Here is a 13,607-nt window from a genome sequence, read left to right as displayed (position 1 = left end):
GCGTCGTGGGCGGGACCGCCCGATGGGGAAGCCGCGGAGCCGAGGCTAGCGCTGCCGTCTGGCATCACGCCTCCTTGTATCGGTAGCCGATGCCGTAGAGCGTCTCGATCTGGGAGAATTCCGGATCGACCACGCGGAACTTCTTGCGGACCCGCTTCACATGGCTGTCGATCGTACGGTCGTCCACATAGATGTTCTCGCCATAGGCGGCGTCGATCAGCTGGTCGCGGTTCTTCACCATGCCCGGTCGGGTGGCGAGCGCCTTGACCAGCAGGAACTCCGTGACGGTGAGCTGCACCTGCTGGCCTTTCCAGAGGCAGGTGTGCTTGGTCTCGTCCAGCACCAGGTCGCCGCGCGACAGAACGCCGGTGGCCGCCACGCCCGAACCCTCGGCGCGGGAGGCCTCGTTGCGCCGCAGCAGGGTGCGGATGCGCTCCAGCAGCAGGCGCTGGGAGAAGGGCTTGGTGATGTAGTCGTCCGCCCCCAGGCGGAGGCCCATCAGCTCGTCCAGCTCGTCATCCTTGGAGGTCAGGAAGATCACCGGCAGGCTGGTGCGCTGCCGCAGCCGCTGCAGCAGCTCCATCCCGTCCATGCGCGGCATCTTGATATCCAGCACGGCGAGGTCGGGCGGCCGGGCGAGCAGGCTCTGCAAGGCGCTTTCCCCGTCCGTATAGGTCCGCACCTGATAGCCCTCCTGTTCCAGGGTCATGGAGACCGAGGTGAGGATGTTGCGGTCGTCATCCACGAGGGCGATGGTCTGAGGCATGGTATCAGGGCGTCCAGGCGTTTCGTGATCGTCGGTTCTGGATACTGGAGGTAGATTGTGGCGCAACCGGGGAGCGGCAACGAGGACGGTTTCGCGGCTGGTGCGAGGGCGAGGGCCCTGATGCGGGGCGCGGCCGCCGCCACCCTGGCCACCCAGGCCGGCGGACAGCCCTTCGCCAGCCTTGTCACCCCCGCCGTGGCGCCGGATGGCTCGGTCCTGCTCTTCCTCTCGACCCTGTCCGAGCACACCCGCCATCTCCTGGCCGAGCCGCGCTGCGCCCTGCTCTTCACCGGCCCCGCGCCGGAGATCAACCCGCAGACCGCTCCCCGCGTGACGGTGACCGGCTTGGCCATCCCCGTGCCGGAGGGCGAGGCGGACGCGCTCAAGTCGCGCTGGCTGCTGCGGCATCCCTATGCGGCGCTCTACGCGGGATTCGGCGATTTCGACCTTTGGCGGGTACGGCCCGGCGGCGCGCTGCTGGTCGCGGGCTTCGCCCAGGCGCGCCGCCTGCGCAGCGGCGAGATCGCGCCGGAGCCAAGCGCTGTGGCGGCCGTTGCGGGGGCCGAGGCGGAGCTCCTGGCGGGGCTCAATGCCGGCCATGCCGCGACCCTTGCCGCTGCCGGCACCCGCCTTTCCGGGGGCAGGGAAGGGGCCTGGAGGCTTCTGGGCCTGGATGTGGACGGGGCCGATCTGGGCTTCGAGGAAGCGGTGGTCAGGCTCCCCCTGCCTATCCCCGCCGCCTCGCCCGAGGCGCTGCGAGAGGGGCTGGTCGCGCTGTTGTGAGGACAAGGCGGAGTAGGGAAACTCATCCGGGCTGAGTCAGGATAAGACGACAGAATAAATATTATTGAGACGATATAACTTTTTTTATCAGAAATCTGCGCTTTCCAGCACATGCCGGGATGGCATGGGCAGCCTGAATCTTCTATATGGCTGCGGACTAAGCCACCGTTTTCCTTCTAGGAGGTCATGCCGGAATGTCAGTCACGCCCCTCACGTCACTCAAGGGTACCGGCGTCTCGGCCGACACGGTTCACGCGAATCTGACGGCCGCAGGCCTCTATGCCCATGCCTTGCGGCGCGGCGAGGGCCGGCTCTCCGCGGACGGCGCCTTCATGGCCGTCACCGGCCAGCACACCGGCCGCTCGGTGCAGGACAAGTTCGTGGCCGACGACCCCGAGGTCTCTAAGGAGATCTGGTGGGGCAAGGTCAACCAGAAGCTCGACCCGGTGAAGTTCGAGGGCTTCACCGCCGACGTGCGTGCCTGGCTCGGCCAGCGCGAGGAGCTCTTCACCGAGGATCTCTATGCCGGTGCTGACCCGGCGCACCGGATCAGGGTGCGGCTGGTGACCACCAATGCCTGGCACGCGCTCTTCGCCCGCAACATGTTCATCCGCCCGCCGGCGGAGGAGCTTGAGGGCTTCGAGCCGGACTACGTGATCCTGCACGCGCCGGAGATGGAGGCGAAGCCGGAGCATGGCGGTCGCGCCAACTCCACCACGCTGATCGCGCTCTCCTTCGCGAAGAAGCTGATCTGCATCGCGGGCACCTCCTATGCCGGCGAGATCAAGAAGAGCATCTTCACCGTCATGAACTGGCTCCTGCCGGCCGAGGGCGTGTTGCCGATGCACTGCTCCGCCAATGTCGGCAAGGACGGCGACACGGCGCTGTTCTTCGGCCTGTCCGGCACCGGCAAGACCACGCTCTCCTCCGACCCCGAGCGCAAGCTGATCGGCGACGACGAGCACGGCTGGTCGGACAAGGGCGTCTTCAACTTCGAGGGCGGCTGCTACGCCAAGGTCATCAAGCTGAGCCAGGAGGCCGAGCCGCAGATCTGGAACGCCTCCCACCGCTTCGGCACGGTGCTGGAGAACGTGGTGGGCGACGAGCGCGGCAACCTCGACCTCGAAGACAATTCGCTGACCGAGAACACCCGCGCCTGCTACCCGATCGAGTTCATCCCCAATACCCAGCCGAACGGCATGGGCGCGGTGCCGAAGAACGTGGTGATGCTGACGGCCGACGCCTTCGGCGTGCTGCCGCCGATCAGCAAGCTCTCCTCGGCCCAGGCCATGTACCACTTCCTTTCCGGCTACACCGCGCGCGTCGCCGGCACGGAGAAGGGGCTGGGCAAGGAGCCGCAGGCGACCTTCTCCACCTGCTTCGGCGCCCCCTTCCTGCCGCGCTTCCCCGAGGTGTACGGCAAGATGCTCTCCGCGCTGATCGAGAAGTACGGCGCCGATTGCTGGCTGGTGAACACCGGCTGGTCGGGCGGCGCCTATGGCACCGGCAGCCGCATGAGCATCAAGCACACCCGCGCCCTGCTGCGCGCGGCGCTGGACGGCTCGCTGGCCCAGGCCGAGTTCGAGACGGAACCCTTCTTCGGGCTCTCCATCCCGAAGAACGTGCCGGGCGTGCCGGCCGAGGTGCTGAACCCGCGCGCGGCCTGGGCGGACAAGGCCGCCTATGACCGCACCGCCGCCGACCTGCAGTCGCGTTTCGAGAAGAATTTCGAGTCCTTCTCCGGCTCGGTCGGCGAGGATGTGAAGGCCGCCGCCATCAAGGCCGCCGCCTGACGAGGCTGGCAGCGGCCCTCCCTGGCCGTTCCACTTCGCGGATAACCCCCGGGGGAGAGGCGCCGCCTCTCCCGCCGGACCCCCTCTCCGCCGGGGACCGAAGCCGGTCCCCGGACCCCAGGCCTGAGTTGGCTCCGCGTGGTGACCGCCAGCCTGCGGCCTGATCCCGGGAAGCAGGTGGCAACGCGGGGCTCCCGGAAAGAAGAAAAGGCACCCTGTCCGTGTGGGTGGCACCGGCAGTCCGCCGGAGAGCGATGCTCTCCGGCGCGATCCGGCCGGCAGCGAAGAGGCAACGGACGGGAGGTCCAGGAACCTCAGGTTCCTGGCGGATAAGGGGGACGGGGGGGAAAGGCGGAGCCTTGTCCCCCGGAATGCGCAACGCCAAACCGAACTGTGGCCCGGCCGCCGTATGGTGACGGCCAGAGACACTCGCAGAGGTAACCAGCCTGGACCGGCAACAAGCAGGACGGATTCATCATTTGAACTGATCGGTACAATCAGTTTTTTGCCCATTCAATCGATAATCGGTGAGGCGCATATGGTCCTCACCGGCAGGCAATCAGGCCCGTCCGGCTCCAAGAGGCCAAGACGATGTCCCGCATTTCTTCCCGTATCGCCGCTGCCACCCTCGCCCTGTCGCTGGGCGCCTTCGCCGCCCCCTTCGCCGGGGCCGCCGAGGTGACGGATTTCTCCAATGCCGGCTCCTCCAGCATCCAGGGTGCGCCCGCCTATGAGGCGACCACCTACGCCTTGGCCGGTTCCACCCCTCGCAACACCAGCAATGCCGGCTCCTCGGCCGTCGGCCTTGGCTCGCCCCTGGCGGCGCAGCAGGTGATGCTCAGCCAGAACGGCATCGGCGCCTCGCCCACCGACTTCTCGGGCTCCGGCTCCAGCGCGGTGGGTGGTGGCTATGGCACCCAGGCCCGCGGCTTCCACCGCACCCTGGTGGCCTCGCGCTGACCGTCCCGCCGTTCCGGCAAGGATCACGAACCATGGAAACCGAAGGCGATACGAACGGTTCCGCCGCCCCGCTGTGGATCTCCCTTCTGCTGGACTGGCTTTCGGGCCATCCGCGGCAGCCTCCCCGGCTCGGCTGAGGCCCAGCCCCCCTTTCCCCCCCAACATGAAGAAGGGCGTCCCATCCGGGGCGCCCTTCCTCATGTCGGCCCATCCGGATGCCCCGCCGGGCCGGTGCGCGCATCCAGTCCCGCTCCCGCCCATCCCCAGGGCCTCCTGTCTCGAACCATTGTGAAGGCGGGGGACGGCGCCAGCACGGGCCAGGGGTCCTATGATCCCGCCCTTCACGATCCCGCCGGGGCGGCGTCGGCGCGGAGGCGCGTGACGATGCCGGCCGCACCGGCGCAGCGGAGACCGCAAACGGCCATGAACAAGCTGCAGGCCATGGAGGTCTTCGCCAAGGTCGCGGAAACCGGCAGCTTCACCCGGGCCGCCGAGGCCATGGACCTGTCGCGCTCCGCCACCAGCGACCATGTCGCGGAACTGGAGCGACACCTGGGCGTGCGACTGCTGAACCGCACCACGCGCCGTGTCAGCCTGACCTCCGAGGGGCAGGTCTTCCTGGAACGGGCCCGGCAGGTGCTCGACCTGATCGGCCTGGCGGAGGAGGAGGCCAGCGTCGGAGCCCTGACCCCGCGCGGCCGCCTGCGGGTGAACGCGCCGGTCTCCTTCGGCCAGCACTACCTCGCCCCTCTCGTCAGCACCTTCCTCGCCCGCTATCCGGAGATCGAACTGGAACTGGTGCTGACGGACCGCGTCGTGGATCTGGTAGAGGAAGGCTACGACCTCGTGCTGCGGGTCGGGCGCCTGCCCGATTCCAGCCTGATCTCGCGCCGCATCACCACCTCGCGGATGGTCCTCTGCGCCTCGTCCGCCTATCTGGAACAGCACGGCACGCCCCGCCACCCGGCCGACCTGGCGCGGCATGCCTGCCTGCACCTGATCGGCACGGCCTGGCAGACCTGGAGCTTCGAGGGACCGGACGGCGCGGTGTCCGTGCCGGTGACCAGCCGCTTCACCGTCAACAACGTGGATGTGCTGATGCAGGCGACGCTGGATGGTGCCGGCCTTTGCCTGCTACCGCTGAACCTGGCGCAGGCGGCGATCCGGGACGGGCGGCTGGTGGAGGTGATGGCGGAATTCCGGGGACGGGAACTCGTCCTCCATGCCGTGCAGCCGCCGGGCCATCTGCCGGTCCCCAAGACCCGCGCCCTGATCGACTTCCTGACGGAGCATTTCGGCCCGCGCGCCCAGCGGAACGAGGCCCGGGAGAAGTGATGCGAAGCCTCCCCGAAGCGCCGCCCCGGCCGCGTCCGCCGCGCTGACCGTGGCGGGGGACAGAACGGCAGGCGCCGTGCGGCGGCGATGGCTGGTGCGGGTGCTGGCGGCGGCGCTGCTCCTCCTCGTCTTCGCGGGCGGGATCGTCTGGCTGCGGGACCGGGATCTGCTGCTGGCCAGCGAGCCGGAGCGCCGCGCCGCCCAACTGGACCTGCCGGCACAGGAGAGCGCCGTCGCCCTGCAACTGCGCCTGCCCTTCGACCTGCTGCGCCAGGCCGCCGATCGCGCCGTGCCGGCCGAGTTCCGCCAGGCGAGCGCGGCGGATGCCGGCACGCGCTACGACCTGGTGATCCGGCGCGAGGGGCGCTTCACCCTTTCGGAGGCCGGGGGACGGCTGCGGGTCCAGGTGCCGCTCTCGGTGTCCGGCTCCGTGGGGCTCGGCGGCGGCCTGGCGGAGTTCCTGTCGCTCGACGAGAAGAAGATCGACGCCGCCGCCATGGTGCAGGCGGATCTGGGCCTGACCCTCGACCGCGGCTGGTGTCCCGCGGTGGACATGGCGGTGGACTACCGCTGGACCCGCAGTCCGCGGCTGGAGATCCTCGGCGGCGTCTGGATCGGCATCGAGGAACGCGTCCGGGCGCAGATCGAGGCGGCGCTGCACGGCTTGCCGGAACAGCTTGCCAGGCTGGTGCCCTGCGGCACCATCCGGCGGCAGGCGCTGGAACTCTGGCAGCCGCGCGATATCCGGGTGCAGCTTCCCGCCGCCCCGCCGCTCTGGATCGGCATCCAGCCGCAATCGGTGGGCCTGTCGGAACTGGTCGTGGAGCCCGGGCGCCTGCGGGTGGTGCTGGGCCTGCGCGCCCGCACCAGCATCGCCTCGCGCAAGCCGGATGCGGCGCCGCCGGGCTTCCTGCCGCCGCTCGACGCCCTGCCGGAACGCTGGAACGAACGCGACGGGCGGCTGCGCCTTTCGGTGCCGGTGCGCGCCGGCTATGACATGATCCGCGACTGGCTGATGCGGGAATTCGGCCATCGCGACATCCCCGTCGAGACGCCGCTGGGCACGGCGCACCTGCGGGTGCAGGAGATCTTCCTCTATCCCAGCGCCCCCGCCATCGCCCTGGCGGTGCGCTTCAGCGCGGACCTGCCAGGCCTCTGGCCCGACACAACGGGACGGGTGGTCTTCTCGGCGCGCCCGGTGCTGAGCCGGGGCGGCACGCGGATCGGGCTGGAGGACCTGCGCTTCGCCCGCAGCCTGGACAGCACGGTCTGGTCGCTGGCCACGCTGATCTTCGAGCGGCAACTGCGCGAACGAATCAGCGAGATCGCCGTCTATGACCTGAAGGACGTGACGGACGGTGCCATGGCCGAACTGCGCCGCCGCCTCTCGGACCCTGCCTTCACCGGCGGGCTGCGCGTGACCCTGACGAAGCCCAGCCTGCGCCTGGAACAGGTGGTGCCGGAAAACGACGCCCTGACCGTCCTGGGCACCGCCGAAGCCGGCGTGGAGGCCGAGGTGACAGACCTGCCGGTGCCATGACCGCCGGGGTCGTGTTTCACGTTTGACGCCGCGTTGTCCCGGGTGAAAGGCGCTGCCTTTCCCCCGGACCCCCTATCCGCCAGGACCCTGCGGGCCCTGGACCCGATGAGTTGGTGCTCGCTGACGCCGGATCGCGCCGGAGAGCTTGGCTCTCCGGCGGACTGCCGGTGCCACAGGCGCGGACACGGTGTCTTTCTTTTCGGGTGCCCCGCCTTTCCACCTGCTCCCAGGGATCAGGTCGCAGGGTAACGGTTACCACCAGAGCCAACGCGAGCCCGGGGTCCGGGGACCGGCTTCGGTCCCCGGCGGAGAGGGGGTCCGGGGTGAGAGGCGGCGCCTCTCCCCCGGCGGCCAGCCACAGGGCGCGGCGCCCGATCAGACTGGCCGGCGGGCGCGCAGGGCGGCGGCGAGGGTGCCATCGTCGAGCACGTCCAGGGCGCCCCCCATGGGAACGCCCTGGGCGAGGCGCGTGACCTGCACCGGCAGGTCATGCAGCCGGTCGTGCAGGTAATGGCCGGTGGTGGCGCCTTCCACCGTGGCGGGGAGGGCGAGGATCACCTCGCGGATGCCCTCCTCCGCCACGCGACGCACCAGGGGCTGGATGCGCAGATCCTCCGGCCCCACCCCGCCGAGCGGCGACAGCACGCCGCCCAGCACGTGGTAGAGGCCGCGATGCGCCCCGGCCCGTTCCAGTGCCCAGAGATCGGCCACGCCCTCCACCACGCAGACCAGCCCACGCTCGCGGTGCGGGTCGCGGCAGACATGGCAGGGGGATGCGGTATCGAGATTGCCGCAGACCTCGCAGGGCCGCACCGCCTCGGCGGCGATCCGCAGCCCGTCGGCGAGGGGCAGCATCAGCCGTTGCGGGTCCTGCAGCATCTTCAGCACGGCCCGCCGTGCCGAGCGCCGGCCATAGCCGGGCAGGCGCGACAGCAGGCCGACAAGCTGTTCGACGGGGTCGTTGGGATGGTTCATTCCATGCTCCGCGCCGCACCTTCCGCACCGCCGCGGGGCGCGAACCGGGCTTGGCCGCTACCCGGAACATATAGGGATCGGCAGGCGTTTCCGCGAGGGTGCCGCCGTGCTGTCCCCGCCCCGCGCCGGGTCGGCGGGAGGTCTGCCAACGGCACTACCGGCCGGATGCCGGCGCCATGGGGCGGCTTCCGGGTCGTTCCCCGGGGCCGCCGCCCCGGGGGGGATCGCGCCTACGAGGTCCCGGCGGCCGGGCACGGTTCAGAACGGCAGCTTGAAGCCGCCCGGCAGGCCGCCGCCCATGCCGGGGATGTTCAGCCCGGCGGTGGCCTTCTGCATCTCCTCGGCCATCATCGCCTCCACCTTCGCCTTGGCATCGGCATGGGCGGCGATCAGCAGGTCCTCCAGCACCTCGCGCTCCTCCGCCGACATCAGGGAGGGGTCGATGGCCACGCTCTTGAGGTCGCCCTTGCCGGAAAGCGAGACCTTCACCATGCCCGCGCCCGACTGGCCCTCGACCACCTGGGCCTCCAGCTTGGCCTGCATCTCTTGCATCTTCGACTGCATCTGCTGGGCCTGCTTGAGCATGTTGGTCAGGTTCTTCATGCACGGATGTCCTGGCTGAAGGTTGTCGGGACGCGCCGGAAGCCGCCGCGCCGAGGAGTATCTCCCCCGGTATCTAGGGCAGGGGTGGCCCTGCGTCACCGGCCCGCCCGGTTTCCGGTCCCTTATTCCGGGCGGCGATCCGCATCATGGTCCGGCGCCCTTGGCAGTCCCGGCCACGGGGATGAAGCTGACCGCCGGATTCCGGAGGGGGCGGCATGATCGACATCGAGAGGGTCCGGGCGGAAACGCCGGCCACCGCCCGGCGGGCCTATCTGCACAATGCCGGGGCCGCCCTGATGCCCGCGCCGGTGGTCGAGGCGGTCAAGGCGCATCTGGACCTGGAGGCGGAGATCGGCGGCTATGCCGCCGCGGCGCAGGAGGCTGAAAGGCTGGAAGGGGTCTACCGCTCCGTGGCGCGGCTGCTGAACGCGGCGCCCGGGGAGATCGCCCTCACCGAGAATGCCACCGTGGCCTGGCAGATGGCCTTCTACAGCCTGCCCCTCGGCCCGGGGGACCGCATCCTGACCGCCGAGGCGGAGTATGCGGCGAACTACGTTGCCTTCCTGCAGGTGGCGCGCCGTACCGGCGCGGTGGTGGAGGTAGTGCCGAGCGACACGGCGGGGGAGCTCGACCTCGCGGCGCTGGAACGGATGATCGACGGCCGTACGAAGCTGATCGCCGTCACCTGGGTGCCGACCAATGGCGGGCTGACCAACCCGGCCGCCGCCATCGGGCGGATCGCCCGGACGCATGGCATCCCCTATCTTCTGGATGCCTGCCAGGCGGTAGGGCAGATGCCGGTGGATGTGCGGGCCCTCGGCTGCGACATGCTCTCCGCCACCGGCCGGAAATTCCTGCGCGGGCCGCGCGGCACCGGCTTCCTCTATGTGCGGCAGGAACTGCTGGAGCGGCTGGAGCCGGTGGTGATCGACCATTTCGCCGCGCCCTGGGTCAGCCGAGGCGAGTACCGGTTGCGCGGGGACGCCCGCCGCTTCGAGACCTGGGAAAACAACTACGCCGCCCGCGCCGGGCTGGGGGTGGCGGTGGATTACGCGCTGGAACTGGGGCTGGAGGCAATCGGGACGCGCTGCCACGCTCTGGCCACCCGGCTGCGGGAGGGGCTGCGCGTGATCCCCGGCGCCACGCTCCGCGACCTGGGGCGGAACCCCTCGGCCATCGTCAGCTTCACGCTGGAAGGGCATGAGGCGCGTGCGGTGGTGGCCAGCGCCGGGGCGGCGGGGATCACCATCGGGGCCTCGGACCCCGCCAGCACGCGCATCGATGCCGAGCGGCGCGGTCTGCCCGGCCTGATCCGGGCCTCCCCGCACTACTACAACACCGAGGCGGAGATCGACCGGCTGCTGGCGCATTGCCGCGGGCTGGCGCGGGGCTGAGGCCGCCCCCGAAACGCGCGCTTCCGCGGCCCGGCATCGCGCGCCGGACAGGGCCCGGCCCGCCGTGATCGCCGGGGATGGGTGCCCGGCCCTGGCTTGCCGCGCGGCACCCGGCCGCGCCATGCTGCTCCCCGGGGGTGCGGAACGATCCCTGGAGGAAACAAGACAATGCGCCTTGCCGTGCTCTGCGGCGGCCTCGCCATGGGTTTCATGGGCGGGCTGCTTTCGGGTCCCATCCTGTCCCGGCTCACTCCGCCCGCCGGCGCGCAGACGGCGGCGCCGGAGCTGGTGCCGCGCATCGTCAGCCTGACCGGGCTGACCGAGGACGAGATCGGCCCGCTGGTCAACGGCACCGACCTGCGCTCCCGCACCCTGGTCGCCACGGAGCAGGGCACGGTGGCGGTGCAGAGCGGCAACGTGTTCAAGCATTTCCATGCGGACGCCAACGAGATCCAGCTGGTCCTGGCCGGCAGCGGCTCCTTCGGGCTGGGCGACCGGCAGGTCCAGGTGAAGCCGGGGGACCTCGTCATCATCCCCAAGGGCACGGTCCATGCCGGGTCCCAGGCCAGCGAGGGGCGCTTCCGGGTCCTGGCGATCAAGCTGCCGCCGCAGCGGCCGGACGACACCCACCGCGTGCCGTAGCGGCCCGACGGGGCGCCGTCACAGGTGCGCGCACATTTCGCCATCGGGGTGGATGGCAGCTTCGACATCGAGGTGGCGAGCCTCAGCCTGCAGGCCACGATCTGACCTTCGCGAAGGCCCGCCCGGCGCGGTGGGCTATCGCATCGCCAGCCCGCCATCGACGGCGTACTGGCCGCCGGTGACGAAACCGGCCTCCTCCGACAGCAGGAAGAGGGCCACGGCCGCCGCTTCCTCGTCACGGCCCATGCGGGAAAGAGCCAGCCGTCCCAGCACCCCCGCCTCGAAGTCCCGCCGGAAGGAATCCGCCATGAAGTCACGGAAATTCGTGTCGATGGGCCCTGGCACGAGCGTGTTGACGCGGATGCCGCGCGGGCCGAGCGCCGTGGCCCAGCAGCGGGCCAGGGACAGCATGGCGCCCTTGCTCGCGGCATAGATGCTGGCCATGGCCGAACCCTCATAGGCCGCGGTGGAGCCGGTGAGCAGCACGGCGCCGCCCGGTCGCAGCAGGCTGGACAAACAGGCCATCTGCAGCACCGGGCCACGCAGGTTCGCCTGCATCATGGCATCGAAAAATTCGGCATCGACCGCCTCGATTGCGCAGACGGCGGCATAACCCGCGTTGAGCCACGCCCCGTCGAGGCCGCCACCCGAAGCGACCGCCTCGGCGAGTTCCCGTGCCGCGCCGGGATCGGCCGCGTCGTTCCGCAGTACCAGCGCGGCCTCCGGCAGGGCCTGGCGCAGCGCCGCCAGGCGATCCGGGTCTCGCCCCGTCGCGATGACCTGGCCGCCTTCCGCGGCGATGCGTAGCGCCCCGGCCCGGCCGATGCCGCTGGTCGCGCCCGTGACCAGGATGCGCTTTCCGGAAAACCGGCTCATGGCGGAACCTCCTCCTGCTTCGCTGCCCGGAAGCTAGGCATCGGCGGACACCGGGATAATCCGCTATGTTCCGAGCGTAGTCTGTGGTGGATCGGGCATAATGCGGGGCAGCGACTTCACCGAGCTGAAGGCCTTCGCCACCGTCGTCGAGCATGGCAGCTTCGCCCGGGCGGCCGCGCATCTCGGCATCACCCCCTCCACCCTCAGTGCCATCCTCCGCAAGCTGGAGGAGCGGCTCGGCACGCGCCTGCTCCACCGCACGACGCGCAGCCTCGCCCCCAGCGAAGCGGGCGAGCGCCTGCTCCGCCGCCTGCGCCCGGCGCTGGAGGCGCTGGAGGCGGCAGAGCAGGACGCGCGGGGAAACGCGGCGGAGCCCGCCGGCCTGCTGCGCCTCAACGCCTCCCGCATCTCCGCCGTGCACTATCTGGCGCCACTGCTGGGTGGTTTCCTGACGGCCCATCCGGCGATCCGCGTCGAGATCACCATCGAGGACCGGCTGGTGGATATCGTGGCGGGCCGTTTCGACGCCGGCATCCGCCTGGGCGAGAAACTGCACCGGGACATGGTCGCGGTGAAGCTCGGCGGCGAACTGGTGATGAAGGTGGTGGCAGCGCCCGGCTATCTCGCACGCCATGGGCGGCCCGGGCACCCGCGCGACCTGGCCCGCCATGCCTGCCTCGCCTACCGCAATCCGAGCGACGGCAGCCCCTATCGCTGGGAGTTCGAGCGCGGTGCGGAACGCCTGGAGGTCGCGGTGGAGGGGCCGCTCATCGTGGACGAGCCCGCCATGCTGCCGGAGATCGCCTGCGCCGGGGCGGGAATCGCCTATCAGTTCGCGCACCAGGTCGATGCGATGATCGCCGCGGGGCGGCTGGTGCAGCTCCTGCCGGAATGGACGCCGCCCTTTCCCGGATTCTATGTCTATTATCCGAGCGCCCGCCAGATGGCCCCGCCGCTGCGCACTTTCCTCGACCATCTCTCCCGCACGCGGATAGGCTGACGGCAACCCTGGTGGAGAAAAGACTCATGTCTGAAACCCCGGTCGAGATGGTGATTGAGCAGCGCCGGCGCGACCTGGGCGGCGGGATCGAGGTCGGGCGTATCCTGCCCTTCGCGAAGCGCCGCATGGTCGGCCCCTTCGTCTTCTTCGACCATATGGGGCCGGTCGACCTCGCCCCTGGCATCGACCGCTCGCTCGACGTGCGGCCACACCCGCATATCGGCCTTTCCACCGTGACCTATCTCTTCTCGGGCGAGATCATGCACCGCGACAGCATCGGCTCGAAGCAGCCGATCCGCCCGAACGAGGTGAACTGGATGACGGCGGGGCGCGGCATCACGCACAGCGAGCGCTTCGAGAAGGCGCGCGCCGAGGGCGACCGCCTGCACGGCATCCAGGCCTGGGTCGCGCTGCCCACCGGCGCCGAGGAGGCCGACCCCGCCTTCTCCCACCATGCCGGCGCCGACCTGCCGCAATGGAGCGAGGGCGGCGTGCACGGCCAGGTGATCGCCGGCAGCGCCTATGGCCTGACCGCCGTGGCGCGCACGCATTCGCCGCTCTTCTACGTGCATCTCGGGCTGGAGGCCGGGGCGCGGGCGGAGATCCCGGCGGGCTTCGCCGAACGCGCGCTCTACGTGGCCACGGGCGCGGTGGAGATGGGCGGCGTGCAGTATGGGCCGGGACGGATGCTGGTGCTGGGCCAGGGACAATCCTCGCTCCGCGCCATCGGCGAGGCGACCGTGATGATCCTGGGCGGCGAGCCGGTCGGGCCGCGCTTCCTCTACTGGAACTTCGTCTCCTCCTCGAAGGAGCGGCTGGCCCAGGCGGCGGCGGATTGGCGCGCCGGGCGCATGAAGCTGCCCGATGCGGACGACCGGGAGTTCATCCCTCTGCCCGAGGGACCGATGCCCTCAGCGCCCGCCATGTCCTGAGGCGCCGG

Annotated in this window: 13 protein-coding genes; 9 read left to right on the top strand and 4 right to left on the bottom strand. The window is 70.4% G+C overall.

Annotated features, from left to right (window positions below; genetic code table 11):
* Positions 1-64: 64 nt before the first annotated feature.
* Positions 65-766 carry a response regulator transcription factor gene (locus BT98_RS0112870; RefSeq protein WP_019462278.1) on the bottom strand — a complete coding sequence of 234 codons (702 nt, stop codon included), beginning with the start codon at positions 764-766 and terminating at the stop codon, positions 65-67.
* A gap of 57 nt (positions 767-823) precedes the next feature.
* Between BT98_RS0112870 and BT98_RS24285 the strand changes: the two genes are divergently transcribed.
* The 5 genes from BT98_RS24285 to BT98_RS0112840 all read left to right on the top strand — a co-directional run bounded on the left by BT98_RS24285 (position 824) and on the right by BT98_RS0112840 (position 7,177).
* A complete protein-coding gene (locus tag BT98_RS24285) occupies positions 824-1,549 on the top strand; it encodes a HugZ family pyridoxamine 5'-phosphate oxidase (protein ID WP_323670518.1) in 726 nt (241 codons plus the stop codon).
* Positions 1,550-1,743: 194 nt separating this feature from the next.
* The gene (pckA, locus tag BT98_RS0112860; protein ID WP_019462276.1) at positions 1,744-3,342 is read left to right on the top strand and encodes a phosphoenolpyruvate carboxykinase (ATP); all 1,599 of its coding nucleotides are present in this window, start codon (positions 1,744-1,746) and stop codon (positions 3,340-3,342) included.
* 591 nt (positions 3,343-3,933) lie between these two features.
* Complete coding sequence (locus BT98_RS0112855; protein ID WP_027297235.1) at positions 3,934-4,302, top strand: hypothetical protein; 369 nt, start codon at positions 3,934-3,936, stop codon at positions 4,300-4,302.
* A 423-nt stretch (positions 4,303-4,725) separates the two neighbouring features.
* Positions 4,726-5,637, top strand: coding sequence for a LysR family transcriptional regulator (locus tag BT98_RS0112845; protein ID WP_027297234.1), 912 nt, complete (start codon positions 4,726-4,728; stop codon positions 5,635-5,637).
* Positions 5,638-5,713: 76 nt separating this feature from the next.
* Complete coding sequence (locus BT98_RS0112840; protein ID WP_081798588.1) at positions 5,714-7,177, top strand: DUF4403 family protein; 1,464 nt, start codon at positions 5,714-5,716, stop codon at positions 7,175-7,177.
* A 375-nt stretch (positions 7,178-7,552) separates the two neighbouring features.
* Here the strand turns inward: BT98_RS0112840 and recR are convergent, their stop codons facing one another.
* Together recR and BT98_RS0112830 are read right to left on the bottom strand one after the other, a co-directional pair.
* Entirely contained in the window at positions 7,553-8,152 is a 600-nt protein-coding gene (gene recR, locus BT98_RS0112835) for a recombination mediator RecR (protein ID WP_019460725.1), read from the bottom strand.
* A 258-nt stretch (positions 8,153-8,410) separates the two neighbouring features.
* A complete protein-coding gene (locus BT98_RS0112830; RefSeq protein ID WP_019460724.1) occupies positions 8,411-8,755 on the bottom strand; it encodes a YbaB/EbfC family nucleoid-associated protein in 345 nt (114 codons plus the stop codon).
* Between the two features lie 215 nt (positions 8,756-8,970).
* On the opposite strand from BT98_RS0112830, the gene BT98_RS0112825 reads away from it, so the two are divergent.
* Both BT98_RS0112825 and BT98_RS0112820 read left to right on the top strand, forming a co-directional pair.
* On the top strand, positions 8,971-10,149 hold the full coding sequence (locus BT98_RS0112825; RefSeq protein WP_019460723.1) for an aminotransferase class V-fold PLP-dependent enzyme: 1,179 nt from the start codon (positions 8,971-8,973) through the stop codon (positions 10,147-10,149).
* A gap of 168 nt (positions 10,150-10,317) precedes the next feature.
* On the top strand, positions 10,318-10,791 hold the full coding sequence (locus BT98_RS0112820) for an AraC family ligand binding domain-containing protein (RefSeq protein WP_019460722.1): 474 nt from the start codon (positions 10,318-10,320) through the stop codon (positions 10,789-10,791).
* Positions 10,792-10,926: 135 nt separating this feature from the next.
* On the opposite strand, the gene BT98_RS0112810 is transcribed toward BT98_RS0112820, so the two are convergent.
* Complete coding sequence (locus BT98_RS0112810) at positions 10,927-11,667, bottom strand: SDR family oxidoreductase (RefSeq protein WP_019460721.1); 741 nt, start codon at positions 11,665-11,667, stop codon at positions 10,927-10,929.
* A gap of 100 nt (positions 11,668-11,767) precedes the next feature.
* On the opposite strand from BT98_RS0112810, the gene BT98_RS0112805 reads away from it, so the two are divergent.
* Together BT98_RS0112805 and BT98_RS0112800 are read left to right on the top strand one after the other, a co-directional pair.
* A complete protein-coding gene (locus BT98_RS0112805; protein ID WP_019460720.1) occupies positions 11,768-12,667 on the top strand; it encodes a LysR family transcriptional regulator in 900 nt (299 codons plus the stop codon).
* A gap of 26 nt (positions 12,668-12,693) precedes the next feature.
* Positions 12,694-13,599 carry a pirin family protein gene (locus BT98_RS0112800; protein ID WP_019460719.1) on the top strand — a complete coding sequence of 302 codons (906 nt, stop codon included), beginning with the start codon at positions 12,694-12,696 and terminating at the stop codon, positions 13,597-13,599.
* The last annotated feature ends 8 nt before the right edge of the window (positions 13,600-13,607 follow it).

The organism is Roseomonas mucosa ATCC BAA-692, assembly GCF_000622225.1.
Classification (GTDB): domain Bacteria; phylum Pseudomonadota; class Alphaproteobacteria; order Acetobacterales; family Acetobacteraceae; genus Roseomonas; species Roseomonas mucosa.
The sequence above is the reverse complement of the archived record's forward strand: the minus strand, read 5'-3'. Positions and strand labels throughout refer to the sequence as shown.